This is a genomic window from Mesorhizobium ciceri biovar biserrulae, assembly GCF_001618845.1.
In the GTDB taxonomy this organism is placed as follows: Bacteria; Pseudomonadota; Alphaproteobacteria; order Rhizobiales; family Rhizobiaceae; genus Mesorhizobium; species Mesorhizobium ciceri.
Map to the genome: position 1 here is coordinate 3,772,887 of NZ_CP015064.1, position 26,568 is coordinate 3,799,454.

General features: G+C 63.7%; 21 protein-coding genes. All 21 read right to left on the bottom strand.

Annotation, left to right across the window (positions count from 1 at the left end; all coding sequences use genetic code 11):
• Positions 1-54: 54 nt before the first annotated feature.
• A complete protein-coding gene (locus A4R29_RS17695) occupies positions 55-747 on the bottom strand; it encodes a DUF2461 domain-containing protein (protein WP_063172484.1) in 693 nt (230 codons plus the stop codon).
• Positions 747-2,951 (bottom strand): NAD-dependent DNA ligase LigA, encoded by a 2,205-nt coding sequence (gene ligA, locus A4R29_RS17700; protein WP_063172485.1) that lies wholly within the window; start codon positions 2,949-2,951, stop codon positions 747-749. Before ligA ends, A4R29_RS17695 begins: the two co-directional genes overlap by 1 nt.
• A gap of 112 nt (positions 2,952-3,063) precedes the next feature.
• Positions 3,064-4,737 carry a DNA repair protein RecN gene (gene recN, locus A4R29_RS17705; protein WP_063172486.1) on the bottom strand — a complete coding sequence of 558 codons (1,674 nt, stop codon included), beginning with the start codon at positions 4,735-4,737 and terminating at the stop codon, positions 3,064-3,066.
• 119 nt (positions 4,738-4,856) lie between these two features.
• Complete coding sequence (locus tag A4R29_RS17710; RefSeq protein WP_013530965.1) at positions 4,857-5,726, bottom strand: outer membrane protein assembly factor BamD; 870 nt, start codon at positions 5,724-5,726, stop codon at positions 4,857-4,859.
• Positions 5,727-5,989: 263 nt separating this feature from the next.
• Positions 5,990-6,940 (bottom strand): UDP-3-O-acyl-N-acetylglucosamine deacetylase, encoded by a 951-nt coding sequence (gene lpxC, locus A4R29_RS17715; RefSeq protein ID WP_013530964.1) that lies wholly within the window; start codon positions 6,938-6,940, stop codon positions 5,990-5,992.
• 281 nt (positions 6,941-7,221) lie between these two features.
• Positions 7,222-8,901 carry a cell division protein FtsZ gene (ftsZ, locus tag A4R29_RS17720; protein ID WP_063168307.1) on the bottom strand — a complete coding sequence of 560 codons (1,680 nt, stop codon included), beginning with the start codon at positions 8,899-8,901 and terminating at the stop codon, positions 7,222-7,224.
• A gap of 68 nt (positions 8,902-8,969) precedes the next feature.
• Positions 8,970-10,277 carry a cell division protein FtsA gene (gene ftsA, locus A4R29_RS17725; RefSeq protein ID WP_013530962.1) on the bottom strand — a complete coding sequence of 436 codons (1,308 nt, stop codon included), beginning with the start codon at positions 10,275-10,277 and terminating at the stop codon, positions 8,970-8,972.
• Complete coding sequence (locus A4R29_RS17730) at positions 10,274-11,215, bottom strand: cell division protein FtsQ/DivIB (RefSeq protein WP_024501462.1); 942 nt, start codon at positions 11,213-11,215, stop codon at positions 10,274-10,276. The genes ftsA and A4R29_RS17730 overlap by 4 nt, the downstream gene beginning before the upstream one ends.
• On the bottom strand, positions 11,203-12,129 hold the full coding sequence (locus tag A4R29_RS17735) for a D-alanine--D-alanine ligase (RefSeq protein WP_024501463.1): 927 nt from the start codon (positions 12,127-12,129) through the stop codon (positions 11,203-11,205). The genes A4R29_RS17730 and A4R29_RS17735 overlap by 13 nt, the downstream gene beginning before the upstream one ends.
• A gap of 390 nt (positions 12,130-12,519) precedes the next feature.
• Positions 12,520-13,485, bottom strand: a complete 966-nt coding sequence (murB, locus tag A4R29_RS17740) for a UDP-N-acetylmuramate dehydrogenase (RefSeq protein ID WP_013530959.1) — start codon at positions 13,483-13,485, stop codon at positions 12,520-12,522.
• Positions 13,482-14,888 (bottom strand): UDP-N-acetylmuramate--L-alanine ligase, encoded by a 1,407-nt coding sequence (gene murC, locus A4R29_RS17745; protein ID WP_063172487.1) that lies wholly within the window; start codon positions 14,886-14,888, stop codon positions 13,482-13,484. The genes murB and murC overlap by 4 nt, the downstream gene beginning before the upstream one ends.
• Positions 14,885-16,012, bottom strand: a complete 1,128-nt coding sequence (murG, locus tag A4R29_RS17750) for an undecaprenyldiphospho-muramoylpentapeptide beta-N-acetylglucosaminyltransferase (protein ID WP_063172488.1) — start codon at positions 16,010-16,012, stop codon at positions 14,885-14,887. The genes murC and murG overlap by 4 nt, the downstream gene beginning before the upstream one ends.
• A 1-nt stretch (position 16,013) precedes the next feature.
• The gene (ftsW, locus tag A4R29_RS17755; RefSeq protein WP_013530956.1) at positions 16,014-17,165 is read right to left on the bottom strand and encodes a putative lipid II flippase FtsW; all 1,152 of its coding nucleotides are present in this window, start codon (positions 17,163-17,165) and stop codon (positions 16,014-16,016) included.
• Entirely contained in the window at positions 17,165-18,565 is a 1,401-nt protein-coding gene (murD, locus tag A4R29_RS17760; protein ID WP_063172489.1) for a UDP-N-acetylmuramoyl-L-alanine--D-glutamate ligase, read from the bottom strand. Before murD ends, ftsW begins: the two co-directional genes overlap by 1 nt.
• Positions 18,566-18,573: 8 nt before the next feature.
• The gene (mraY, locus tag A4R29_RS17765; protein ID WP_013530954.1) at positions 18,574-19,656 is read right to left on the bottom strand and encodes a phospho-N-acetylmuramoyl-pentapeptide-transferase; all 1,083 of its coding nucleotides are present in this window, start codon (positions 19,654-19,656) and stop codon (positions 18,574-18,576) included.
• Between the two features lie 18 nt (positions 19,657-19,674).
• The gene (locus A4R29_RS17770; RefSeq protein ID WP_063172490.1) at positions 19,675-21,132 is read right to left on the bottom strand and encodes a UDP-N-acetylmuramoylalanyl-D-glutamyl-2,6-diaminopimelate--D-alanyl-D-alanine ligase; all 1,458 of its coding nucleotides are present in this window, start codon (positions 21,130-21,132) and stop codon (positions 19,675-19,677) included.
• Positions 21,129-22,583, bottom strand: a complete 1,455-nt coding sequence (locus A4R29_RS17775) for a UDP-N-acetylmuramoyl-L-alanyl-D-glutamate--2,6-diaminopimelate ligase (RefSeq protein WP_024501469.1) — start codon at positions 22,581-22,583, stop codon at positions 21,129-21,131. Before A4R29_RS17775 ends, A4R29_RS17770 begins: the two co-directional genes overlap by 4 nt.
• 54 nt (positions 22,584-22,637) lie before the next feature.
• The gene (locus tag A4R29_RS17780; RefSeq protein WP_013530951.1) at positions 22,638-24,347 is read right to left on the bottom strand and encodes a peptidoglycan D,D-transpeptidase FtsI family protein; all 1,710 of its coding nucleotides are present in this window, start codon (positions 24,345-24,347) and stop codon (positions 22,638-22,640) included.
• A complete protein-coding gene (ftsL, locus tag A4R29_RS17785) occupies positions 24,344-24,742 on the bottom strand; it encodes a cell division protein FtsL (protein ID WP_013530950.1) in 399 nt (132 codons plus the stop codon). Before ftsL ends, A4R29_RS17780 begins: the two co-directional genes overlap by 4 nt.
• Positions 24,743-24,746: 4 nt before the next feature.
• Complete coding sequence (gene rsmH, locus A4R29_RS17790; RefSeq protein WP_063172491.1) at positions 24,747-25,781, bottom strand: 16S rRNA (cytosine(1402)-N(4))-methyltransferase RsmH; 1,035 nt, start codon at positions 25,779-25,781, stop codon at positions 24,747-24,749.
• Positions 25,778-26,236, bottom strand: a complete 459-nt coding sequence (gene mraZ, locus A4R29_RS17795) for a division/cell wall cluster transcriptional repressor MraZ (protein WP_013530948.1) — start codon at positions 26,234-26,236, stop codon at positions 25,778-25,780. The genes rsmH and mraZ overlap by 4 nt, the downstream gene beginning before the upstream one ends.
• Between the last annotated feature and the right edge of the window lie 332 nt (positions 26,237-26,568).

Genomic DNA, 26,568 nt, shown 5'->3' on the forward strand with positions numbered 1-26,568 from the left:
CGCTTGAGCCAAACGATCAGCGGAAATGATCGCTGGATCGGCTGAGTTAGACGCTTATTCCTTCAGGATCTTGCCCTCGATCGCCCTGCCCCAGTCGAGCAGCGGCTTGGCGCGCAAGGTGAAATCGACGAGCTCGTCGACCAGATCAGCCGTATGGATTCCCGCGGGATCGATAACATGCTGGACGACAAAATGCCGGTTGCGGATGGCGGCGACCAGGTCGGCATCGCTGATTTCCTCGAAGCCGCGTGGCGTACGCTTCATACGGCCTTCGGTCTCGAGTTCAAGCCGGTTCTTCTTCAACGCCGCCACCAGGGCGCGAAACCTGTCCGGCTTCGTCGCGATGGCTTTGCGCATCGCCAGCAGCAGCGCCGGCTCCGACTGCCACCAGGCAATGTCGGCAAAGCAGCGCTCAAGCCCGATATGGACGTAGAACACGCCCTGCTCCATCTTGGTGCCGTCGGGCGACAGGATGGCCGACAAATGCCTGTTGTAAGGCCGCTTGTCTTTGGCGAAGCGCACGTCGCGATTGATGCGGAACAGCGACTTCTTGCGATCACCGCGCAGGCCAAGCCCGGCCTCGGCGAAGCGCTCGGTCAGCGCGTCGACGAGATCACTGAGCGGATCGCGCAATTCCTGTTCGAACAGGTCACGGTTCTCCCAAAACCACTCTCGGTTCTGGTGGAAATCCAGCGCCTTGAGGAACGGAATGGCTTTTGGGCCGAACCCTTTGAATGCGCCGTCCATCAGGCCTTGCCGATCCGCGCCAGCCAGGCATCTTCGTCGATGACCTCGATGCCGAGTTCGCTGGCGAGCTTGAGCTTGGAGCCGGCACCCGGCCCGGCGACCACCAGATCCGTCTTCGCCGAAACCGAGCCCGCGACCTTGGCGCCGAGGCGCTCCGCCATCGCCTTGGCCTCGGAGCGTGTCATCTTTTCCAGCGAGCCGGTGAAGACGACCGTCTTGCCGGCGACCTCGCTGTCGGCCGAGACGTTGACGATATACGGCTTCGGCTTGACTTGGCGGAGCAACGCATCAAGCACGTCGTCATTGCGCTCATTGCCGAAGAAGTCGCGCAACGCGTCGATCACGGTATCGCCGATACCGTTGACCGAGGGGAAGACACTGTGCGGATCTTCCGCTGCCGCTGTTTCCTTGCCGACGCGGATCAGCTCCTCGATGGTCGAGAAGGTGCGGGCAAGCACAGCCGCCGTCGTTTCGCCGATATGGCGGATGCCGAGCGCGAAGATGAAACGGTCGAGTTCCGGCTCGCGGCGTGAGTCGATGGCCGCGAACAGCTTGTCGAGGCTTTCATAGTTGCGATCCTCGACGCTGCGCACATTCTTGCGTGTCTTGCCCGATGCGGCTTCGCGCTGCCTCGCCTGTTCCTCGCGCCGTTCCGCCAGCGCCCTGGTGACAGCCGGACGGCGATCCCTGAGCGTGAAGATATCGGCGGCGGTCCTGATCAATCCCGCGTTGAAGAAGGTGTCTATGTTCTCCGCGCCGAGGCCTTCGATGTCCAGGGCACCGCGCGACACGAAGTGGCGCAATCCTTCCACCGCCTGCGCCGGGCAGATCAGCTCGCCGGTGCAGCGGCGGCGGGAATCCTCCTTGCCGGTCTTCTCGTTGATCTCGCGCGTCGCCGGCGAGCCGCATATCGGACAGGTGTGCGGGAATTCGTACGGCACGGCATCGGCCGGCCGCTTGTCGATGACGACGCTGACGATCTGCGGAATGACATCGCCTGCCCGCTGGATCACGACCGTATCGCCGATGCGCACGTCGATGCCGTCGCGGATCGGCTGGCCGGTCGAGTCCAGGCCCTTGATGTAATCCTCATTGTGCAGCGTGACGTTCTCGACCACGACGCCGCCGACCGTGACCGGCGCCAGCCGCGCGACCGGCGCCAGCGTACCGGTACGGCCGACCTGGATGTCGATCTTCTGAACGGTCGTCATCGCCTGTTCGGCCGGAAATTTATGCGCGATCGCCCAGCGCGGTTCGCCGGTGACGAAGCCCCAGCGGCGTTGCAACTCCAGCTGGTCGACCTTGTAGACGACGCCGTCGATATCGTAGCCGAGCGCGGAGCGCTGCTCCTCGATCCGATGATAATGCGCGATCAACTCCTCGGCCGATTTCGCCCGCACCATCAGCGGACTGATCTTGAACCCCCACTCGGCGAATTTCTGCACCGAATCATACTGGGTCGGAGCCGGATCCGCTGTCGTGTAACCCCAGGCATAGGCGAAGAATTTGAGGTTTCGGCTGGCGGTGACGGACGGATCCTTCTGGCGCAGCGACCCGGCCGCCGTGTTGCGCGGATTGACGTAGTCCTGGCCGCCGACGGCGGCCGAGCGCTGCTTCAGCGCCTCGAATTCCGCATAGGTCATGTAGACCTCGCCGCGGATCTCGATGGTCTCGGGCCAGCCCGAGCCTTTCAGCTTCGCCGGAATATCGGCGATGGTCTTCAAATTGGCGGTGATGTCCTCGCCGACGGCGCCGTTGCCACGCGTTGCGCCCTGCACGAACACACCGTTTTCGTAACGCAGCGAAGCCGATAGCCCGTCGATCTTCGGTTCGGCCGTGAACGCAATGTCGAGCTCCTTGTCGCGATCGAAGAACCGCCGCCCGCGTTCGATGAAATCCGTGACGTCATCATCTGTATAGGCCTTGGCAAGGCTGAGCATCGGCACGGCATGGCGCACCTTGGTAAAGCCTTCCGCGGGCGCTGCTCCGACCCTGAGCGATGGCGAATCCTCGCGCACCAGCGCTGGAAAGCGCTCCTCAATGGCAAGGTTGCGCCGCGCCAGCGCATCATACTCGGCATCGGTGATAACAGGCGCATCTTCGGTATGGTAGCGCCGGTCGTGCTCGGCGATCTCTTCCGCCAGCCGCTTCAGCTCGGCTTCGGCCTCGCTCTCACTGAGCGAATCGACAGGTTTTTCAGCCATGCTTTCCTTCCCCGGACGGTGGCCCGCCACAATAGATCAGGATTTTGGGAAAATCATTCCTGAACAGCAGGATGGAGCCATATCCTGACTCGATCCCTGACACCTGTTGTTCTTATGCCGCCGTGGTGTTTTCACGCAGCAATCGCTCGGCGGCGGCGCGGGCCTCGTCGGTGATGGTGGCGCCGGCCAGCATGCGCGCGATCTCTTCCTGCCGCGCCGGCCGGTCCATCTCGGCAATGCCGGTGGCGACACGGTCGGTGGTGCCGGATTTGGAGATCAGGAAATGCGTCGCCGCGCGTGCCGCGACCTGTGGCGCATGCGTCACCGAGAGCACCTGGACGCGCTTCGACAGCCGCGCCAGCCGCTGGCCGATCGCGTCGGCGACAGCGCCGCCCACCCCAGTATCGATTTCATCGAAAACCAGCGTCGGCGCCGAGCCGCGGTCGGCCAGCGCAACCTTCAACGCCAGAAGGAAGCGCGAAAGTTCGCCGCCGGACGCTACTTTCATCATCGGCCCGGGCCGCGTGCCTGGATTGGTGCGCACCCAAAATTCGATCTGGTCGATGCCCTCTTCCATGCGGCTCTCGGCCTCGCTCTTCATTTCCACGATAAAGGCGGCGCGTTCGAGCTTGAGTGCCGGCAATTCCGCCATCACCGCCTTGGTCAGGCCGACCGCCGCCGCATGGCGAAGCGAGGACAGCTGCGCGGCGGCAATGTCGTAGGTCTCGCGTGCCGCGGCGGCCTGTTTTTCCAGCCCGTGCAGGCGCTCCTCGCCGGCATCGAGATCGGCAAGATCGGCCGACATCGTGTCGCGAAGCTGCGCCAGATCGTCGACGGCGACGCTGTGCTTGCGCGAGGCCGCGCGCAGCGAAAACAGCCGCTCCTCCGCCTTCTCCAACCGCTGCGGATCATATTCGGTGGCGCGCAGTGCTGCCTCGACCCCCGATTGCGCCGCGTCAAGCGACAACATCGCCTCGTCGAGCGACTTGACGACGTCGTCGAGCAGGCCGGGCGCCTCAGTCACCTTGCGCTGCAGCCGCCGCAGCAGGCTGGCCAGTTGCGGCAAGGGCGAGGACGGGCCGGACAGCACATCCTGCGCATCATGGATTTCGGAAGCGATCTTCTCGACTCGCATCATCGATGCGCGCAGTTCGGCGAGATCCGTCTCCTCACCCGGCTGCGGATCGAGCTTCGTCAACTCCGCCACCGCGGCGCGCAAATAGTCGGCCTCGCGCGCGGCCGCCGCCACCTTGGCGCGGTGGCGCGACAGCTCCTGCTCGCAGGCGCGCCAGTGCCGCCATGCCTCGCCGGTCGAGCGGACGGCGCCGAGATGGCCACCGAAAGCATCAAGCACCTCGCGATGCGCGCCGGGATCGACCAGCGCGCGTTCATCGTGCTGGCCGTGGATCTCGACCAGCGCGCGCCCGACATCGCGCATCAGCGTGACGCTCGAAGGCTGATCGTTGACGAAGACACGGGTGCGGCCATCCGCCGTCTGCAGGCGGCGCAGGATGATGTCGCCGTCATCCTCGATCGCATTGTCGGCAAGCAGCGCACGCGCCGGATGATTGCGCGGCACGTCGAAGACGGCGATGACCTGGCCTTGCGCCGCGCCATGACGCACCAGCGACGCGTCGCCACGCGCACCGAGCGCCAGCGACAGGGCATCGAGCAGGATGGATTTGCCGGCACCGGTTTCGCCGGTCAGCACCGAAAGACCCGGCTGGAAGTCGATATCCAGCTTCTCGATCAGGACGATATCGCGGATCGACAGTCTGGAAAGCATCAGAACCCGAATCTAGAACGGCACGCGACCATTTGCAGTCGCAGCGCCGCACTATCTTTTTGTTTGAGCACCGGATCAATCCGAAAAGCGCTGTGAACGCTTCAGTCGATGCTCATACGTCAGGCGCCGGTGATCATCTTTCCGGCCTTGGATATCCACGACCCTGCATTTTCGCGCGGTGCAAGCCCATTGCTCTGCAAGAGCTTGTAGGAATCCTTGTACCACGAGCTGTCAGGGTAGTTGGTGCCGAGCACCGCGGCGGCGGTCTGCGCCTCCGAAGTCAGACCCATCGCGTAATAGCTTTCGGTCAGACGTGCGAGCGCCTCCTCGACATGGCGCGTGTTGGAATAGTTCTCGACCACGGTGCGGAAGCGCTTGACGGCGGCGATGTATTCACGCCGCTCGAGATAGTAGCGGCCGATCTGCATCTCCTTGCCTGCCAACTGATCGTTGGCGAAGCGGATCTTTTCCTTGGCGTCGTCGACATATTCCGATGTCGGCCAGCGCGTCACCAGATCCTGCATCGTCTGAACGGTCTGACGCGCTTCCTTCTGGTCCTGCGTCACGTCCTTGATCTGGCGGTAGTAGCTCAAGCCGATGATGTACTGCGCATAAGCAGCGTCATCGGTCGACGGATAAAGCGTGAGATAGCGCTTGGCCGAGCCGATAGCCTCATCGTAATTGCCCTGGCGATAGTCGGCGAAAGCGCCCATCACCATCGATTTGCGGGCCCATTCCGAATAGGGATGCTGGCGGTCGACGGCGTCGAACTTGCGGCTCGCCTCCTGCAGGCGCCCGGCATTGAGATTGGCAAGGCCCTGGTTGTAGAGAACATCGGCCGGCTCGGTCTGGTCGACATAGGTCGACAGGTCGATATCTTTCTCCGACGACATGCAGGCCGACAGGAAGAGCGATGGAACAACTACTGAAAGCGCCAGGAAAACGGCCCTCTGCGGTGCTTTCAATTGACCAACTCGCTTGAAGAACATGATTGGATCTCGCCCTTTCGGCGCTATTTCAATGCCAGTTGCATGCCATTGTTTCAAAACTGGTCCCCACTTTTGAACGACATGCACTAATCGACGGCAGCAGCCATAAACCATAACCGCCTTGCCCGGCAACGCTATCTCCGGCCAATCGCACATTTTTGTGGCGGCCGGACGCAGCTTGGACATCAATGCAATTTCACTGGCAGGTGGTGCATTCCTGCAACACGCGCAATCGCCCATGGAACCCGAAAAAACTGGGAAAATCAGATCATCCAGGGCGCGTAGAGCGGCGCGTTGACGGCGTTCATCTCGGCGCTGCGGCCACGCTCCCGGCGCGTCGTCTCGACGATCTCGAACGCCGTGCGATCCGACAGCAGGCGGCGCAGGGCCGCGGCATTCATCCTGTGGCCGCCGCGATAGGAGCGGAAGCAGCCGATGAAGCGGGCGCCGGCCAGCGCCAGGTCGCCCATGGCATCCAGCGTTTTATGGCGCACGAATTCGTTGGGATAGCGCAGGCCGCCCATGTTGATGACGCGGTTGTCGTCGCCGATCACTAGCGAATTCTCCAGCGAGGAGCCGAGCGCATAGCCTGCAGCCCACAGCCGCTCGACATCCTTCATGAAGCCGAAGGTGCGGGCGCGCGCGATGTCGCGACGGAAAATATCGGCATTGAGGTCGGAGGCAAACAGCTGACGGCCGATCGCCGGGCTTTCGAAGTCGATCTCGATCTCGAAACGGGTTCCGTCATAGGGCCGAAACTCCGCCCACGAGGCGCCGTTCTCGATGCGGACCGGCTTGATGACCCTGATATAGCGGCGCTTGACCGAAAGCGTCTCGATGCCCGCCTGGTCGATGGCTTCGACGAACGCCATGGCGCTGCCATCGAAGATCGGAACCTCGGAACCGTCGATCTCGACAGCGACATTGTCGATGCCGAGCCCAAACAGCGCCGCCATGATGTGCTCGACCGTGGCGATATGCTCGCCGGCGGGATCACCAAGCATGGTGCACAGGTCGGTGGCGCCGACTTCCGAAACCAGGGCACGAAACTCGCGGCCCTGCTCGGCACCGTTGAAAAGCTGGAAAACGATGCCGGTGTCGGCATCCGCCGGCATGAAGCTGATGGACACTTCCTTGCCGCTGTGGACGCCGGTGCCGGTAAGCGACGCGCGCGTCTTCAATGTCGTCTGATAGTCGTGCAAGACAATCCCCATAAGCCCGTAATGCCTAGGTCCGCTTCTCCAGCCCGAGGGCGCGGCTCTTGTGTGAATCGGCTGGCAGGGCGACTTCCCCCGAAATCCCGGCAAACCGATGATGGTAGGCAACGAAGATAATGTCCCGTCAGGGAGACTCCAAATCACGGTTTCTTACTCTGTGTAACCGCGAACTGGAATGGGTGCGACTTTGTAAGTTGTTGAAATCACATCATTTAAAACGTTAACAGGCAAGCGATTCCTCGCTTGCCTGTTAACAAATGTTACAGTCCGTTTACCAATCAGTTGGCCTGGCGGCGCAGGAACGCCGGAATCTCCAGCTGATCGTCTTCCTGAGTCGTCCTCACCTGCGGCGTCAGGCGGCCCTGATCGTCGAGTTGGCCACGGCGCGGCGCATAGAGCTGCGCATCCTGGCTGGCGAGGCGGCGCACTTCGGGCGCGGCCTGGCGCAGCTTGGGCTCGCGCGGCTGCGCCGGCTGCAGCCTTGCGGGTTCTTCCTCGCGGCGGGTCAGTCCGTTGGTCAGGCGCTTCAGCAGGCCCATCGGTCCGCTGTTGTTCTCGTGGTCAACCGGGCGGCTCTTGGCATCCACCTCGGCCTTGACGACGGGCGGGAAGTCCTCGACGCGCGGCATACGCTGAGGCGCCATGGCAACAGGCTGCGGGGCTTCGCGCAGCATCTCGCGCGGCTGCGGGGCCGGCTGCATCTGCTGGACCACCGGCTGCGGCATCGGCTGTGCTGGCGGCGCCTGGAAGATCTTGCTCTGCGGGCGGAAATCTTCTGCGTGAGCGACAGGAGCCGGGCGCGCCTGCGCCATCGCCGCGGCATTGGCTTCGGCCAGCTGGATGGCTTCGGCGACAGGGTCGACAGCGCGTGGCTCGTAGGCCGCCTGCTGGACAGGCGCCGGACGAGCCTCCGCGATCTGAGCCGCCGGGCGGCTGACCGGCTTCGGAGGCGCCGTGCGGATCGAGATCGGCGCAGCGGCGATTTCAGCCGCCGATTTGTCGATGCCGGTGGCAACCACCGAGACGCGGATGACGCCTTCGAGTTCCTCGTCGAAAGTGGCGCCCAGGATGATGTTGGCGTCCTGGTCGACTTCCTCGCGGATACGGGTCGCCGCTTCGTCGACTTCGAACAGCGTCAGGTCGCGGCCGCCCGTGATCGAGATCAGCAGGCCCTTGGCGCCCTTCATCGAGGTCTCGTCGAGCAGCGGGTTGGCGATCGCCGCTTCGGCGGCGGCCATCGCGCGGCCCTCGCCCGAAGCCTCGCCGGTGCCCATCATCGCCTTGCCCATCTCACGCATGACCGAGCGCACGTCGGCGAAGTCGAGATTGATCAGGCCTTCCTTGACCATCAGGTCGGTGATGCAGGCGACACCGGAATAGAGCACCTGGTCGGCCATGGCGAAGGCATCGGCGAAGGTGGTCTTGTCATTGGCCAGCCGGAACAGGTTCTGGTTGGGGATGACGATCAGCGTATCGACGCATTTCTGCAATTCCTCGATGCCGAAGTCCGCGGTCTTCATGCGGCGCTGGCCTTCGAAGTGGAACGGCTTGGTGACGACGCCGACGGTGAGGATGCCCTTTTCGCGCGCTGCGCGGGCAACGACGGGAGCAGCACCGGTGCCGGTGCCGCCGCCCATGCCGGCTGTCACGAAGCACATATGGGTGTTGGTCAGGTGATCGAGGATTTCATCGATGCACTCTTCCGCCGCCGCACGGCCGACTTCCGGCTGCGATCCCGCACCGAGCCCCTCGGTGACGTGAGCGCCGAGCTGGATCAGGCGGCCTGCCTTCGACATGGTCAGCGCCTGCGCGTCGGTGTTGGCCACCACGAACTCGACGCCGCGCAAACCGGCGGTGATCATGTTGTTGACGGCATTGCCGCCGCCGCCGCCGACACCGAACACGGTGATGCGCGGCTTAAGCTCGGTGATGTCCGGCTTTTGCAGATTGATGGTCATTGTCTCCGTCCTTTGCCTTTCACGCCGCTTCGCCGCCGCGGCCGCCTATGGGGCTGTCCCCGTCAATTTTAGAAACTGTCTCTCAACCACTGACTCATGCGATGCAGTTTTCCGCCCGTTCCGGTCATTTTGAGACCGGAAATTCCTTTCGCCGGATGGCTCTCGAAGCTCGCCATCTGCGGGTAGATCAGAAGCCCCACCGCGGCCGAGAAGGCCGGCCCCTTCGCCGCTTCCGGCAGGCCGGCCACGCCGAGCGGGCGGCCGATGCGCACATTTCGTCCCAGGATGCGGCGCGCCGCCTCCGGCAGGCCGGCAAGCTGGCTGGCGCCGCCGGTAAGAACCACACGCTTGCCCACTGCATTGCCATAGCCGGACTTGTTCAGCCGGTCGCGCAGCAGTTCGAGCGTCTCGTCGATGCGGGCGCGCACGATGCGCGTCATCACCGAGCGCGGGATCTGCAAGGGCACGTCGCCATCGTCGCCGATCGGCTGGATCGAGACCAGGTCGCGATCGTCGGCGCTGCCGGGCAGCGCCGAACCATGCATCACCTTCAGCCGTTCGGCGGCATCAAGCGAGGTCGACAGCCCCTTGGCCATGTCCAGCGTGACATGATTGCCGCCGATGGCGATGGCGTCGCCATGGACGAACTTGCCTTCCGAAAACACCGAGATCGTCGTCGTGCCGCCGCCCATGTCGATGCAGGCCGCACCCATTTCCAGCTCGTCGTCGACCAGCGCCGCCAGCCCGCTGGCATAGGGCGTCGCCACCATGCGCTCGACCGACAGATGCGAACGGTTGATGGACAGCTCCAGATTGCGCATCGGCGCGGCGTCGCCGGTCAGCACATGCATGTCGACGCCGAGTGCGTCGCCGACCATGCCGCGCGGATCGCGCACGCCGCGTTCGGCATCCAGCGAGAAGCCGACGGGAAGCGAATGGATCACTTCGCGCTCGGCCTTCAGCGCCTGCTTGGCGCCAGCACCGAGAACGCGCTTGATGTCGGCCTCGTCGGCCTCGTGGCCGCCAAGATTGATGGTGGCGGAGAAGGCTTCGCTCTTCAGCCGGCCGGCCGTCATGTTGACGATCAGCGAATCAACCGTCAGCCCGGCCATGCGCTCGGCTGCGTCGACGGAAAGGCGGATGGCATGCTCCGCCCTGTCGAGATCGACCACGACACCCGACTTCACGCCTTGCGACTTCTGATGGCCGATGCCGATCACCTGGATCCGGTGCGAACGGCCGCGCAGCAGCTTGCCGTCATCGCACGGCTTGAGCTTGGCCACCATGCAGCAGACCTTGCTCGAACCGACATCCAGCACCGTCAGGGTGCCAGACCGGCGCGACGCGGCATCGCCAGGACTGCCGAGCCAGCTCATATCTTCGTCTCCGGCTTGCGCTTCAGGCTCTTGGGTTTCTCGTTGAGGGCGGCTTCGCGCTGCGTCGCCGCTTCCGCCGTCAACTGGACGACCAGCCGGTCCGTCAGGCGCATGTCGACGGCGGCGATGTCGCGCGACAGCAAACCGTTGTCATGATCCATCTTCACGAGTTCGGCGAGCGCCTGATCCTCGTCGTCCTCGGGAAGCTTGATGGTGATGCCATTGTCCAGCTTCAGGTCCCAGCGCCGTTCGCCGACACGGATATAACCTTTGATCCGGTTCGCGAGCTCGGGATATTTTTCGACCTTGGCCAGGAAATCGGGCGCGCTCGCCGGCGCGCCGGTGCCGATCAGCAGCGGCAGAAGCACCTGCTTGCCGCCCGAGAACGGCGCGATCATGGCGCCATTCCTCTCGATGACCGAAAGCTCGTCACCCTGCTGCCAGAGCGCGAAAGCCTCACGCTCCTCGACACGCACTTCCAGCGTATGCGGATAGACCTTGCGCACCGCCGCGACCTCGATCCACGGCAAGGTCGCAATGCGTTCCCGCGCGGCCTCGGCATTAAAGCCGATCAGCGACGTCCAGCCGTCGAGTTCAAGCCTGTCGAGTATATCGATTTCCGAGGTCTGGCGATTGCCCACCACCTTGACCTGATCGACGGCAAATCCGGTACGGGCGGTGATGCTCTGCACGATACCGTCGACATGACCGCCGAGATAGGCGCCATAGGCACTGCTCGAGAAAATCAGCACGGCCGACATCATGGCCGCGGAAAAGCGTGGCGCCTGGAATTCCCCGACACCGAGGCGCGCCATAATGCGCACCGGGCGGCGCAGCATCCGCGGCAGCACGAAATGGTCCAACGACAACGACAGGCCGAACAGCGCCGGACCGGCCGCGCCCCTCTCCCTACCCTGTCCCCATTTCAACGCAGACACGAAGCGTCCTCCACCATCCAACTCAACAAATCGCCAAACGAGTGCCCGGCCTGGGCGGCGATTTCAGGCACCAAGGACGTCGGCGTCATACCCGGCTGGGTGTTGACCTCGAGCCAGACAATCTCGCCGTTTTCGGAATGCCGATCGTCATAACGGAAGTCCGACCGGGAAACGCCCCGACAGCCGATCGCTTGGTGAGCCTTGAGCGCCAGTGTTTGTATTTTTTGGTAAATATTCGGTGAAACTTTTGCGGGGCATTCGTGCTTTGATCCCCCGGCGACATATTTTGAATCATAGTCGTAGAAGGAATGGCCGGTCGGGATGATCTCGCAGACCCCCAGCGCCACATCGCCCATCACCGCGCAGGTCAGCTCCCTGCCGTGAATGTAGCGCTCGACCATGACGGTATCGCCATATTTCCATTCCGACGAGCCAAGAACCTGCGGCGGATGCGACTGACCTTCATGCACGATGACGACGCCGAAGCTTGAGCCCTCATTGACCGGCTTGACCACATAGGGCGGCTTCATCGGATGCTTGTTCTGGATGGCGAAGCGGCTGGCGACCTTCGATTCGGCGACCACGATGCCGACTGCCTTGGCAACCCGTTTGGCCTGCTCCTTGTTCATGGCCAGAGCCGAGGCGAGCACGCCGGAATGGGTGTAGGGAATGCCGAGATATTCGAGGATGCCCTGGATGGTACCGTCCTCGCCGAAGGGGCCGTGCAGCGCATTGAAGGCGACATCAGGCTTGAGCTCGGCAAGCACGGAGCCGACATCGCGCCCGACATCGACGCGGGTGACCTGGTAACCTTCCTTCTCAAGCTCATCGGCGCAAGCCTTTCCGGAGGACAGGGACACGGGCCGCTCGGACGAAAAACCACCCAGCAGGACGGCCACATGCTTGTTTTTCATTCCCCGACATCCCCTCTCTCACGGCGGACCAAAACCAGATTTTCCGCAACATTGAGTCAGAGTCTCCCGGCAGGTTGCCCCCCAGACGGAAAACGCTGAAAACGCGTCGAACGACTCAAATCAGGAAACGCTTTCGAGCAGAGAATCAGAGAGTTGATTCACTGGCAAGTGCTTACGATTCCGAGAGATTCACTTTCTGAGAAAATGGATGCGAAAAGCGTGTCGTTGAGTCTTTGCGGCAACGGTCGCGGACCGTTTTTCGCCTCGTTGAAGTTCATGCATCACATGAACTTCAACACGCGCTAGGTGTGTCGAGATTCAGGTCAGGCCGAGTCGAAAACGATGGCTTTCGAGAACCGGAGCGGAGCATCACCTGAATATCAGCGCACCTTAAAGGAGCTGCCCGAGAAACTCCTGAACGGCATGCCCTGGCCGGAAATTGCCAATGCGCTTGATTTCCCATTGCAGCCGGATACCGGAATTCTCCAGCACCCGCGTGCGCACCGTCTCGCCGAGATATTCAAGGTCGTAGCCGGTCGCGGTTCCGGTGTTGATCATGAAGTTGCAATGCATCGGCGACATCTGCGCGCCGCCGATCATCAGGCCGCGGCAGCCCGCTTTGTCGATCTCCTTCCAGGCCGATGTGCCGTCGGGATTCTTGAAGGTCGAGCCGCCGGTCTTCTCGCGGATCGGCTGCACGGTCTCACGATGGTTCTGCACGGCCTCCATCGCAGCCTTGATGGTCGCCCTGTCCTCGGCAAAGCCTTCGAACACGGCGGAGGTGAAGATCAGCCCGGAAGGAGCCGCCGAATGGCGATAGGCGTATCCCATATCGGCATTGCTCAGCGTCTGCACATTGCCCTTGCGATCGAGTGCTCGCACTTCGATGACGCGCTCGCGCGTCTCGACGCCATTGGCGCCGGCATTCATTCGCAGCGCACCGCCGATTGCACCCGGAATGCCGTGGTAGAAATGAAAGCCGCCAATGCCGGCCTCGAGCGCCACCGCTGCGACGCGCTTGTCGGGGGTCGCAGCTCCCGCCTTGATCCTGATTGGCGAAATCACCTCGGCATCGCCGAAGCCCTTGGCCGAAAGCCGAATGACAAAGCCCTCGATGCCGCCATCGCGGACCAGAAGGTTGGAGCCGACGCCGACGACCGTCAGCGGTATCTCTTCGGGAACGGCTTTCAGGAACGCGGCAAGGTCCTCCTCGTCGGCCGGCTGGAACAACGCTTCAGCCAGCCCCCCGGCACGGAACCAGGTGATCTTGTCCATCTCGGCGTTCGGCGTCAGGCGGCCACGCAGGCCGGCAAGCCGGTCGCCAAGTCTGTCGATCAGGGCCTGGCCGTGCATCATGAGACGGTCCCGCCAAGCTCCTTGGGCAACGCATAGGCCCATTGGGTGATGTTGCCGGCTCCAAGGAAGACGACGAAATCGCCCGGCTTTGCCAGATCACGGACGATGGGCGCAATCGCCGCCGGGCCCTCGATGTAGCGCGCGTCGCGATGACCGCCGGCGCGGATGCGCGACACCAGCGCGTCCGAGCTGACGCCGTCGATCGGCTCTTCGCCGGCCGCGTAGACCGGCGCCACCATTACCGTGTCGGCGTCGTTGAAGCAGGTGGAAAACTCGTTGAACAGATCATGCAGCCGGGTGAAGCGATGCGGCTGGGCAATGGCGATGACACGACCCTGGGTGGCGCTGCGCGCCGCCTTCAGCACCGCCGAGATCTCGACCGGATGGTGGCCGTAATCGTCGAATATTTCGACGCCGTCCCACGAACCGGTATGGGTGAAGCGGCGCTTGACGCCGGCGAAGGACGACAGGCCCTTCTTAATCGCCTCGGCCGACAGGCCGAGTTCGTGCGCGACCGCGATTGCTGCCGTCGCGTTGGAGACGTTGTGACGGCCGGGCATCGGAAGGCGCAGGCCTGCTATGACAGTCTGGCCGCCGGTCTTGCGGTCGCGGATCACCACGTCGAATTCCGAAATGGCACCTGACATGCGGTGATTGGTAAAGCGCACGTCGGCCTGCGCATTCTCGCCATAGGTGATGACCCGGCGGTCCTCGATGCGGCTGACCAGCGCCTGCACTTCGGGGTGATCGGTGCACATCACGCCAAAACCGTAGAACGGTACGTTCTCGACAAACTGGCGGAACGCCTCGCGCACCTTGTCGAAGCTGCCATAGTGGTCAAGATGCTCGGGGTCGATGTTGGTGACGACCGCGATCTCGGCCGGCAGTTTCAGGAAGGTGCCGTCGCTCTCGTCGGCCTCGACCACCATCCATTCGCCGTCGCCCATGCGGGCGTTGGTGCCGTAGGCATTGATGATGCCGCCATTGATCACGGTCGGATCGAGCCCGCCCGCATCGAGCAAGGTCGCCACCATCGAGGTCGTCGTCGTCTTGCCATGCGTGCCGCCGATCGCCACCGCCTGGCGAAAGCGCATCAGTTCGGCCAGCATCTCGGCCCGGCGCACGATCGGCAGCAGCTTTTCGCGCGCGGCCTTCAGCTCAGGGTTGGATTTCTTGATCGCCGTCGAGACGACCACCACCTCGGCATCGCCGAGATTCTCGGCCCTATGGCCGACGAAGCATTCGATGCCCTTGTCGCGCAGCCGCTGCACATTGGCGCTTTCGGTCTGGTCGGACCCTTGCACCTTGTAGCCGAGATTGTGCAGCACTTCGGCAATGCCGCTCATGCCGATGCCGCCAATGCCGATGAAATGCACAAGGCCGATGGTCTGCGGCATCTTCATGCTTGCGTCCCCTTCCTGAAATCCGAAACGGTTTTTTTGGACGCAATAGCCTCTGTAAGATCGGCGAGCAACCGTGCCGCGTCCGGCCTGCCGGCCGATTTCGCACCCGCCGCCATCGCCGTCAGCCGATCGGGGTCGTCCATCAGCCCGCCGACAAGCGCTGCGATGCGTTCGGACGAGAGCGAGGATTGCGGATGCACTTCGCCGCCGCCGGCAGCGGCAAGGGCCGCCGCGTTCGCCGCCTGATCGTGATCGAGCGCATGGGGGTAAGGCACCAGCAGCGCCGGCCGGCCGATGACGGCGATCTCCGAGACGGTCGAGGCGCCGGAACGCGAGATCACCAGATGAGCGGCCGCCATGCGTGCCGCCATGTCGGTGAAGAAGGGCGAGACCTCGACGGCGACGCCAAGGGTGGCATAGGCCGCCTTGACCCGCGCCACGTCATCGGCGCGCGCTTGTTGGGTAATGACCAGCCGTTTGCGCTGGGCGTTGGAAAGCAGCGCAATGGCTCCCGGCACGGCATCGGAAAAGAACTGGGCGCCCTGGCTGCCGCCAAAAACCAGCAGGCGGAACGGTTGATCCCCAGCAGCTGCCGCATAGGCAGTCTTGGCCGCTTCCAGCACCGCAGGCCGGACCGGATTGCCCGTCGTCACCGTCTTGACCCCGGCAGCACTGCTGTCCTGCGGCAGGAAGCCGCCGGCTATGGCGTCGACACGGCCGGCCAGCGCCCGGTTGGCGCGCCCCATCACCGCGTTCTGCTCATGGATCAGGGTCGGTACCTTGCGCCGTGTCGCCGCGTAGAGCGGCGGCAAGGTTGGATAGCCGCCGAAGCCGACGACGGCATCCGGCTTGATCCTGCCAATGACGGCAGAAGCCTGGCGCACGCCGCGCCAGATTTTCCAGAAGGCACCAAGCAGGGCAAAAGGGTTTTTCGAGCCCATCGTCGCCGACTGGATCGGGTGGACGGCAGCGGCCGGAAAATGGCCGGCGAAACGCTCGGCACGGTCGTCGGTTGCCAGGTGCACCGACCAGCCGCGCTCGTTCAGCTCATGCGCCAGCGCCTCGGCCGGGAAAAGATGCCCACCGGTGCCGCCTGCCGCGAGAAGGATGACGCCTCTGGCCATATCACTCCGCCGGCACGGCGCGTTGCGACAGGCCAAAGCCCATCTGCTTGCGCTTTTCCGGCCGCTTGCGTGTCAGCGCCAACACCATCCCCATCGAGATGGCGATGGCGATCTGCGAGGAGCCGCCATAGGAGATGAACGGCAGCGTCATGCCCTTGGCCGGCACAAGCTGGAGGTTGACGCACATGTTGATGACCGCCTGCAGGCCGAAGACGGTGACGAGGCCGCCGACCGCGTAGCGGGTGAAATCGTCATGCTCCTTCAGTGCCGTGTTGAGGCCGCGCAGCACGATGAAGGCGAATATCGACATGATGAAGAAGCACATGATCAGCCCGAACTCTTCGCCTGCGACCGAGAAGACGAAGTCGGCATGGCTGTCGGGAATGACCCGCTTGACTGTGCCCTCACCTGGTCCGACGCCAAACCAGCCGCCATTGATCAGCGCGTCGCGTCCCATATCGACCTGGAATGTGTCGCCTTCGCCGGTAAGAAACTTGTCGATGCGCAAGGCAACGTGCGGGAACACCGTATAGGCGGCGAAAACGCCGCCGACGCCGGCGGCACCCAGCGCAACGATCCACAGCCAGGGCAGCCCGGCCATGAAAAACATGATGCCCCAGGTGCCGGTCGTCAGCATGGTCTGGCCGAGATCCGGTTGCGCCACCAGCAGCGACACGACCAGTACCAGCAGCAACATGGCGAACAGATTGCCGGGAATGTCGGGCTGGCGCTTGTGCTCAGCGAAAAGCCAGGCGCACATGATGACGAAGGCTGGTTTCAAAAATTCCGACGGCTGGATCGACAGGCCGGCAAGCGACACCCAGCGGCGTGCGCCCTTCACCTCGACGCCGATGTAGAGCACCGCCACCATCAGCACCAGCATCAGGCACAGCATGATCAGCGCCATGCGCCGGATCTGCCTGGAATCGAGGAACGACACAGCCAGCATCACGCCGAGCGCCGGTACGGTGAAGATGATCTGCCTGGTGGCGAAGTGGAAACTGTCGAGGCCGATGCGTTCGGCGACCGCCGGGCTCGCCGCGAAGGACAGCACGATACCGAGGCCCATCAGCGACAGGAACGCCGCCAGGAACCAGCGATCGATCGTCCACCACCAGGTCGCAACCGGACTTTTGTCGAGACGGCTCTGCATTATCGTGCCCCTCCGATGGGTTTCACACCCTCGATAGCATTCGCAGCTTGCCTGAAGGCTTCGCCGCGAACTTCGAAATTCTTGAACTGGTCGAAGCTGGCGCAGGCCGGCGACAGCAGCACCACCGCCTCGCCGCTGTCGTCCTTAGCCGCATCATGCGCGGCGTGCTCGACCGCCGCGGCCAGCGTGCCTGAAATCTCGTAGGGCACGGCCTCGCCCAGCGTCGCCGAAAACGCCGGCGCCGCCTCGCCGATAAGATAGGCCTTGGCGATGCGCGGGAAGAAGCCGCGCAAGGGTTCGATGCCGCCTTCCTTGGGCAGGCCGCCGGCGATCCAGTAGATGCGCGCGAAGCTGGACAGCGCCGGCGCCGCAGCATCGGCATTGGTCGCCTTGGAATCGTTGATGAACAGCACATGGTCCTTGCGGCCCACCTGCTCCATGCGGTGCGCGAGGCCGGGAAAGCTTTCCAGCCCCGACTGGATCTCGCCAAGCTCCAGCCCGACCTTGAGGCAAGCGGCGACCGCAGCCAGAGCGTTCTGGGCATTGTGCTGGCCACGCAAGGAGCCGATGCCTTCGAGGAAGGCGACACGGCTGTAACGGCCGTGCACAGCTTCCATCAAATTGCTGCCATCGGCGAAATAGCCGTCGGTCAGCGGCAGGCGCTTGGAAATGCGGATGACATGCCGCCCCGCCCGCTCCAGCCGCTCGGCAATCTGCGCGCACCAGGAATCGTCGATGCCGACGATCGCCGTCTCGCTGCCGGCCACCAGCCGCTCCTTGATCGCGGCGTAGTGCTGCATGGTGCCGTGGCGGTCGAGATGATCGGGCGTCAGATTGAGCAGGATGCCGGCCGTCGGATTGATCGAGGGCGCGAGGTCGATCTGGTAGGACGAACATTCGACGACATAGTGCCGATCGGGCTCGGGCGGATCGAGCGTCATCACCGCGCGGCCGATATTGCCGCCCATCTGGGCATCGCGTCCCGCGGCTTTCAGGATGTGCGCGGTCAGCGCGGTCGTCGTCGACTTGCCGTTGGTGCCGGTGCTGGCGATGAAAGGCGAACTTGGCGCGCTCAGCATCCGCTCGCGGCAGAAAAGCTCGATGTCGCCGACGATCTCGACGCCTGAGCCGCGCGCCAGTTCCACCGTCCAATGCGGCTTGGGATGCGTCAGCGGCACACCAGGCGACAGCACGAAGGCCGAGAATTTCGCCCAGTCGGCGCCGCGCAAATCAGCGGTCGCGATACCGGCAATGGCGGCCTTGGCCACACTGTCGGGATTGTCGTCCCAGGCCAGCACGTCCGCGCCGCCCTCGATCAGCGCGCGCGCCGTCGCGATCCCCGAGCCACCAAGCCCGAAGAGCGAAACGCGCTTGCCTGAAAAGGATGCGGCGGGGATCAAAGGGCTTCCTATCTCAGCTTGAGGGTCGACAGGCCGACCAGCGCCAGGATGACGGCGATGATCCAGAAGCGGATCACCACCTGGCTTTCGGTCCAGCCGAGCTTTTCGAAATGATGGTGGATCGGCGCCATCAGGAACACCCGCTTGCCGGTCATCTTGAAGTAGCCGACCTGGATGATGACGGACAGGATTTCGACGACGAACAATCCGCCGACGATGACCAGCACGATCTCATGCTTGGTGGCGACCGCGACGGTGCCGATCAGGCCGCCCATGGCCAGCGATCCGGTGTCGCCCATGAAGATCGCCGCCGGCGGCGCGTTGAACCAGAGGAAGCCGAGGCCAGCGCCGATGACCGCGCCGAGCACGACCGCGAGTTCACCGGTGCCGGGCACGAAATGGATCTGCAGATATTCGGCGAACACGGCGTTGCCGGAGAGATAGGCGATGACGCCGAAGGAGGCAGCCGCGATCATGATCGGCACGATCGCCAGGCCGTCAAGGCCGTCGGTCAGGTTCACCGCATTGCCGGCGCCGACGATGACGAAGCAGGAGAACGGAATGAAAAACCAGCCGAGATTGACGATGAATTCCTTGGCGAAGGGAAAAGTCAGCGACGACGAGAACGGCGCCTGGCCATTGTGCATGATCACCCAGGCGGCGATGCCGGCGATGACGAATTCCAGCGCCAGCCGTGCCTTGCCGGAAAAGCCGAGATGCGACTGCTTGGTCACCTTCAGATAGTCGTCGTAAAAGCCGATCGAGCCGAAGCCCAGCGTCACCAGCAGCACCACCCAGACGTAGATGCTGGACAGGTTCGCCCACAAAAGCGACGAGCCGATGATGCCCGACAGGATCATCAGCCCGCCCATGGTCGGCGTGCCGGCCTTCTTGAAATGTGTCTGCGGCCCGTCGGCGCGGATCGGCTGGCCCTTGCCTTGCCGCAGCCGCAGCGAATTGATGATGGTCGGTCCAAAGATGAAGACGATCAGCGCCGACGTGATCAGCGCCCCACCGGTGCGGAAGGTGATGTAGCGGAAGACATTGAAGACCGAGACCTTGTCCGCAAAATCGACGAGCAGTGTGAACATGCGCTTTCGTCCCCCGACCTAGGTCTGTTTTCTGGTTGTCGATTCAGCCGGGAATTTGCCCAGCAGCGCATCGACCAGTTTTGCAAAACCGATGCCCTTCGACGATTTGATCATCACCACGTCACCCGGCTTGAGCGCGGCAAGCAGCACCGGCTTCAGCTCCTCGACACCGGCGCGGTATTCCGTCTTGATCTCAGCCGGCAGCGCTTCGGCCAGCGCCCGCATTTCCGGGCCGCCAAGAAAAACGGTCTGCGTGCCCGTGCCGACGATGAGATCGGCAAGGGCCGCATGCAGCTTGGTCGAATGGTCGCCGAGTTCGAGCATGTCGCCGAGCACGGCGATGCGGCGGCCCTCGCCCGTCACCGGCGTCGCGTTGAGCAACGCCATGGCTGCAGCCATCGATGCCGGATTGGCGTTGTAGCTTTCGTCGATCAGCGTGATCAGTCCACCGGGGTGGCTCGAAGTCGAGCCACCGGGATGGCGCAGCACATGGCGCTTGCCGCGCCCGCGCTCGGCGGAGAGATCGGCCAGTGCTGAAGCAACCTTGTCGAGATCGGCGCCGACCAGATGCGCCGCACCCAGCACCGCCAGCACGTTCTGCACCATATGGCGGCCGGGCGCGCCGATCCGCGCCGGCACTTCGTGGCCGCCGATCCTGGCGATGATGTCGGAATGATCGGCATGCAGTTCGCATTTGGTGAGCTTGAAGGTCGAGCGCGCATTCTCGCCGAAGCCGTAGACGTGCTCGACACCGGCGGCATGGGCCATCTTGTCGAGCAGCTTGAAGCGGGCATCGTCGCGGTTGAGGACGGCGGCCCCCTCGGGCTCCAACCCCTCGAAAATCTCGGCCTTGGCCTTGGCGATCTCGTCCAGATTGCGGAAAAAGCCGAGATGCGCCGCCGCGATCATGGTGACGATGGCGACATGCGGCCTCACCATCTTGACCAGCGGACGGATCTCGTCGGGATGGTTCATGCCGATCTCGAACACGGCATAGTCGCAATCATCAGGCATCCGCGCCAAGGTCAGCGGCACGCCCCAGTGATTGTTGAAGGACTGCGCCGAGGCATGCACCTTGCCTACGGCTTGCAGCACATGGCGCAGCGCTTCCTTGGTGGTGGTCTTGCCGGCCGAACCGGTCACAGCGATGATTTTCGCGCTCGAGCGGGCGCGCGATGCAACTCCAAGCTTTTCCAGCGCGACCAGCACGTCCTCGACGACGACGATCGGCGCTGTCAGCCGGCCGAGCGACGGCAGCTTGCCTTCGGCCACCACCAGCACGCCAGCGCCAGCCTTGATGGCGGCGGTTGCGAAGTCATGGCCGTCCATCGCCTCGCCCTTGATGGCGAAGAAGGCGTCGCCCGGCTGCAGGCTGCGGCTGTCGATCGAAATGCCTGAAATGCCATCCGGCATCGGCCCGAGCGGCCGCCCGTCCATGGCGGCAACCAGCGCTTCGGAGGTCCACAGCAAGCTCATGCTGCACGCTCCGTGAGTGCCGCACGGACTTCCTCATGATCGGAGAAATGCAAGGTCTCGGAGCCGATCGTCTGGCCTTCCTCGTGGCCCTTACCGGCCACGATCAGCGTGTCGCCGGCATGCAGCATGGCGACCGCTTCGTGGATCGCCTGGCGCCGGTCGCCGATCTCGATGGCACCTGGAGCAGCGGCCAAAATAGCGGCACGGATCGTTTCCGGCACTTCGGAGCGCGGATTGTCGTCGGTGACGATGACGACATCGGCAAGCCGCGTCGCGATTTCGCCCATGATCGGCCTTTTTCCCCGGTCGCGGTCGCCGCCGCAGCCGAACACGACGATGACGCGGCCGGTGGTGAACGGCCGCACCGAGGCCAGCACGTTTTCCAGCGCGTCCGGCTTGTGGGCATAGTCGACATAGACCGGCGCGCCATTGCCGGTGGTGCCGACGAGGTCGAGCCGGCCCGGCGCGCCCTTCAGTTTCTCCAACGCCATCAAGGCCTTGGCGACAGGTGTTCCCGTGGAAATGGCAAGACCCGCCGAAACCAGCGCGTTCGAAATCTGGAAATCACCGGCCAGCGGCAGGTCGATCTCGTAGAGCACGCCGTCGGCCTCGACTTCGGCCCGCTGGCGGTGGCGTTCGTGCTCGACCCGTTTCAGCCTGAGGAAGTCGCCATGGCGGCCGACCGTCAGCACATTGAGCCCGGCAGCCTTTGCGGCCACGGTCGTCGGCGCCGACCATGGATCGTCGGCGAAGATCACGGCCGGCGCGCCCTTCGGCAGCAACGTGTCGAACAGGCGCAATTTGGCGCGGTGATAATCTTCGATGGTCGGATGATAATCCATATGGTCGCGGCCGAGATTGGTGAAGCCGCCGGCGGCCAGCTTCACGCCGTCGAGGCGGCGCTGGTCGAGCCCATGGCTGGAGGCTTCCATCGAGGCGTGGGTGACGCCGGCATCGGCCAATTCCCGCAGCAATTGATGCAGGGCGACCGGGTCGGGTGTCGTCAGCGAACCATAGTCGTTGCGCCCAGGCGCCACCACGCCGGTGGTGCCGATCGAAGCGGCGGCATAACCGGCTTGCTCCCAGATCTGCCTGGTGAAGGCTGCGACCGAGGTCTTGCCGCTGGTGCCGGTCACCGCGACCATGATCTCAGGCTGCTTGCCGAAATAGCGTGCCGCACTCTGCGCCAGCGCCAGGCGCGGATCGTCGACCGCCAGCACCGGAACCGGGAGCCCGGCAATGGTGCTGCCCTTGCCCGCCACGATCGCGGCCGCACCGCGCGCGGCGGCATCTGCGGCATAAACGGCACCGTCGGCCTTGGTTCCGGCGAGCGCAAAAAAGACAACGCCCGCTTTTACCTGGCGGGAATCCGAAGAAATCCCTGTAACCTCCAGATCGACGGAAGCTATTCCCTCGACGGGCAGGATACCGGCTAGATCTCTGAGCTTCATCGAGTCCCGTTCACCGCAACAAAATAGCGCGCTGTTGCCGGCGCGCCCTAAGAATCACTGATAGGAAACCAGCGTTGCACCATTTTCATGGCTGAAATCTGGCTTCACGCCAAGCATGGCAGCTGAACGCCTGATGATATTGCCGGCCATAACCCCAGCATTCGCGGCCGCGACATCCGTCATGCCGGGCTTTTCCGGGTGCGGGGCATCGGCAATGGTAAACACCAGATACTGCGGATCGTCCATCGGGAAGGCGGCGACGAAGGTGTTGAAATTCAAGTCCTTCGAGTAGCGGCCATTGATGACCTTCTCGGCGGTTCCGGTCTTGCCGCCAACGCGGTAGCCGGGGACTCTGGCGTTTCTGGCAGAGCCCTTTTCGGCATTGAGCGAATAGAGGTAGCGCATGCCTTCGACGGTCTTTTCGCTCACCACTCTCTTGGCGGTGGCCATCGCTTCCGCCTGCGTCCGCACCAGAAAGGTGGGGTTCATCAGGAAACCGCCATTCATCAACGCCGCGCAGCCCACAGCCGCTTGCAGCGGCGTCGTCGACACGCCATGGCCGAAGGCGATGGTGAATGAATTGACCTGTTTCCAGACCTTCGGTTCAGTCGGACGGGCAGTCTCCGGCAATTCGGTCTGCATCCTGTCCAGAATGCCAAGGCGATGCAGGAATTCGCGATGCCCCTCGATGCCGACCATCTCGGCTTCCCTGGCCGACCCGATGTTGGACGAGTAGAGGAACACCTCCGGCAACGACAGCACACGGTTCTTGCCGTGGAAATCGTGAATGGCCTGATGGCCGACCCGGATTGGATGCGAAGCATCGAAGCGGCTCGCCATCGTCGCTTTGCCGGAATCGAGCGCCATGGCTGAGGTGAAGCTCTTGAAGGTCGAACCCATCTCGTAGAGGCCCGCCGACATGCGATTCAGCCGGTCCTTGTCTTGTGCGTTGTAGGGATTGTTCGGATCAAAATCCGGCACCGAGGCCATGGCCACCACTTCGCCGGTCTTGACATTGAGCACAACGGCGCCGGTGCCCATGGCACGATATCGCTCCAGGCCGGCGGCGATCTCGTCGCGCACGACATGCTGCACGCGCAGATCGATCGAAAGCTTTACCGGCTTGAGATCCTTGGCAATGGCAAGGCCCGACGCCTGCAGGTCGCTCAGCCCCTGCTCGTCGACATATTTCTCCATGCCGGAGATGCCCTGGTTGTCGATGTTGGTGAGCCCGACAATGTAGGACGAGGTCTCGCCGCTCGGATAGAAGCGGCGCTTTTCGGTGCGGAAGCCGAAACCGGGAATGCCGAGCTGCATGATGTCGGACTGTTGCTTGGGCGTCAGCTGCCGCTGCAGCCAGACGAAACCGGCGCCGCTCTTCAGCTTATGGTAGGTCTGCTCATAGTCGATGTCGGGAAGCACCGTCGACAGCTTCTCGATCGCCTCGTCGGCGTCGACAATCCGGCGTGGTTCTGCAAACAGCGACGCCGTCTTGATGTCCGTGGCCAACACTTCGCCGTTGCGGTCGACGATGTCGGGCCGCGATGCCGTCACCCGGCTCTGCGGACCGCCCGACATATCGGGGGTCTGGAAGCCGAGATAGACCAGCCGCCCTGATATGGTCGAGAAGATGCCGAAGAACACCGCCATCGTCATGACGATGCGCGTCCTGCCCTTGCCGCCGGTCGCCTTGCGGGCGCCCTCGACCACGATCGATCCATCTTCACTCGTCCTGGCGCGACGTTTCAGCAGTTTACCGATCATTGGGCGATGCCTCCGGTCACCACGGGATCCCTGCCGTCCGACGGCGCCTTGCCGCCCGAACTATCAGCCATGCCGCCCTGGCGTCCCGACAAGATGTCCTGGATGTCAAGGGATTTGGCCGGCAGGTCGCCGACACCGCCGATCTGGCGGGCGCTGACCGGCTCGAGTTCGAGCTGCGACTTGTAGAGTTCGGCGAGCTTCTGCAGCCGCGACGGCTGGGTAAGCAGGCTCCAGTCGGCCTTGAGCAGGTCGATCGTGTCCTCCTCATAGCGTATCTGCGCATGGATCTTCTGCACGGCGGCCAATTGTTCCTCGGCCTCGCGCTTGGCCTTGTAGGTAAGGGCCGCGACCGCAACCATGACGGCGATCAGGACAATGTCGCTGGTACGAAACACTTAGCTACCTCTCCCCCGGCCGGTCGATACCGGGAAGCTTTGGAAGGCCGAAAATCGAAAAGTCGCTGCTGCGCGCCGGCGCCTCGGTGCGGACCGCCGCGCGCAGCCTGGCCGAACGGGCGCGCGGATTGGTCGCCACCTCGGCGTCGCCGGCCGTCACGCCGCCGCCCGACTTGCGGAACGTCGCGGTGCGCGCATGCGCCTCGGGCAGGTGACGCGAGCCGGTCGCGACATCCGCCCGGTCGGCGATGAAACGCTTGACGATGCGGTCTTCCAGAGAATGGAAGGTGACCACGGCGAGCCGTCCGCCCGGCTTCAGCGCGCGTTCGGCCGCAAACAGGGCCTTGGCCAGTTCGCCAAGCTCGTCATTGACGAAAATGCGCAGCGCCTGGAAGACGCGCGTCGCCGGATGGATCTTGTCCTTCGGCGCCCGGCCGATATGCGTCTCGATGGCGTCGGCGAGTTCCAACGTGCGCTCGAACGGGCGCTTTTCGCGGCGCGCCTCGATCATGCGGGCAATGCGTCCGGCATGGCGCTCCTCGCCGAGGAAGCCGAAGATGCGGGCAAGATCGCCCGGCTTGAAGGAATTGACGACGTCGGCGGCGCTGAGGCCCGATTGCGCCATGCGCATGTCGAGCGGCCCGTCGGCGCGGAACGAAAACCCTCGCTCCGCCTGGTCGAGCTGCATCGAGGACACGCCGATGTCGAGCACGATCCCGTCGGCGCTCTCGACATGTTCGTCCAGCGTCGAGAACGGCGCCTGCACCAGCCGCAGCCGACCACCCGACTGCACTTCAAGATCGCGCCCGGCCGCAATGGCATCCGGATCGCGGTCGATCGCCACCACGGAGGCGCCTGTCGCCAGAATGGCCCTGGTGTAGCCGCCGGCGCCGAACGTGCCGTCGATGATGAGGTCGCCCTGCGCCGGCGCCAGTGCTTCGAGCACTTCGGCAAGGAGGACCGGAATGTGGCGGGCCGATCCGCCAACGGCGTGCCCATCTACGGCGCGAGGAAGGTCATCGCCGTGGCCTGCCGTCATTCCGGTCGCTCCCCAGGCTTCGTCCCCTGCCGAAGCTGCAAAAGCCGTGCCCGCGCCTGCGCCCCATAGGCGGCAAGCCGTCCCGGCTCCCAGATCTGAAAGAAATTGCCGCGCCCGACAAAGGCCACTTCCGCCGAGATGCCGGTGTGTTCGCGAAGGAAATCGCTCATCGTGATGCGGCCGTCCTGGTCGAGTTTCAAGAAGGTTCCGTCGCCATGGCAGAAGAACGACATATCGTCCGCCGTCTGCAGGAAGGGATCCTCGAGCGCTATGCGCTGCTCGTAGCGGTCGAGCAGGTCGAGCCCGCCGACGTCCATCGCCGGCAGGTCCAGGCAGCGCAGCGCATAGAGTTCCGAATAGCCGCGCTTCTGCACGACGGCACGGAAATGCGCGGGAACGGACACCCGCCCCTTCGCATCGATCCTGCTCACCGTGTTTGACAGAAACCGGTCCATTAAACGCTACAGCCGCTTGCGCCGCCGCACCCCTCTGCATCTTGTCGCACGCGCCGCCGCAGCGCGTTCCCTGCCCCGTATCAGCCTCGTCCGCACAGGCAAAAACCAGCAAACGCGCAGCCGCCGCGGCTGCCCGATTGGCGTACGCTTTACCCTGACACGGAACGAAGGCTTTGATGTCTGGATGGGATATCATGGGGCACTATGGGCGTCAACGGGAATAGGCTTCACAAACACGCGCGCCCCGACCAAAGAGAGCAGCCGTGACGACACGTCTCGTCTTTATGGTCTATTAAGCCTAACGAAGCGTTTAGAGCCGCCTGGCCCAACCG

Bases quoted from the DNA above. Each gene is read 5' to 3' on its own strand.
- recN (WP_063172486.1), bottom strand. From the start codon at position 4,737: ATGCTTTCCAGACTGTCGATCCGCGATATCGTCCTGATCGAGAAGCTG.
- A4R29_RS17710 (WP_013530965.1), bottom strand. From the start codon at position 5,726: ATGTTCTTCAAGCGAGTTGGTCAATTGAAAGCACCGCAGAGGGCCGTT.
- A4R29_RS17775 (WP_024501469.1), bottom strand. From the start codon at position 22,583: ATGAAGCTCAGAGATCTAGCCGGTATCCTGCCCGTCGAGGGAATAGCT.
- rsmH (WP_063172491.1), bottom strand. From the start codon at position 25,781: ATGACGGCAGGCCACGGCGATGACCTTCCTCGCGCCGTAGATGGGCAC.
- A4R29_RS17770 (WP_063172490.1), bottom strand. From the start codon at position 21,132: ATGAGCTTGCTGTGGACCTCCGAAGCGCTGGTTGCCGCCATGGACGGG.
- mraZ (WP_013530948.1), bottom strand. From the start codon at position 26,236: ATGGACCGGTTTCTGTCAAACACGGTGAGCAGGATCGATGCGAAGGGG.
- A4R29_RS17735 (WP_024501463.1), bottom strand. From the start codon at position 12,129: ATGAAAAACAAGCATGTGGCCGTCCTGCTGGGTGGTTTTTCGTCCGAG.
- ftsA (WP_013530962.1), bottom strand. From the start codon at position 10,277: ATGAGCTGGCTCGGCAGTCCTGGCGATGCCGCGTCGCGCCGGTCTGGC.
- ftsW (WP_013530956.1), bottom strand. From the start codon at position 17,165: ATGCAGAGCCGTCTCGACAAAAGTCCGGTTGCGACCTGGTGGTGGACG.
- mraY (WP_013530954.1), bottom strand. From the start codon at position 19,656: ATGTTCACACTGCTCGTCGATTTTGCGGACAAGGTCTCGGTCTTCAAT.
- ftsZ (WP_063168307.1), bottom strand. From the start codon at position 8,901: ATGACCATCAATCTGCAAAAGCCGGACATCACCGAGCTTAAGCCGCGC.
- murG (WP_063172488.1), bottom strand. From the start codon at position 16,012: ATGGCCAGAGGCGTCATCCTTCTCGCGGCAGGCGGCACCGGTGGGCAT.
- lpxC (WP_013530964.1), bottom strand. From the start codon at position 6,940: ATGGGGATTGTCTTGCACGACTATCAGACGACATTGAAGACGCGCGCG.
- A4R29_RS17780 (WP_013530951.1), bottom strand. From the start codon at position 24,347: ATGATCGGTAAACTGCTGAAACGTCGCGCCAGGACGAGTGAAGATGGA.
- A4R29_RS17695 (WP_063172484.1), bottom strand. From the start codon at position 747: ATGGACGGCGCATTCAAAGGGTTCGGCCCAAAAGCCATTCCGTTCCTC.
- murB (WP_013530959.1), bottom strand. From the start codon at position 13,485: ATGATGCACGGCCAGGCCCTGATCGACAGACTTGGCGACCGGCTTGCC.
- murC (WP_063172487.1), bottom strand. From the start codon at position 14,888: ATGAAGATGCCGCAGACCATCGGCCTTGTGCATTTCATCGGCATTGGC.
- ligA (WP_063172485.1), bottom strand. From the start codon at position 2,951: ATGGCTGAAAAACCTGTCGATTCGCTCAGTGAGAGCGAGGCCGAAGCC.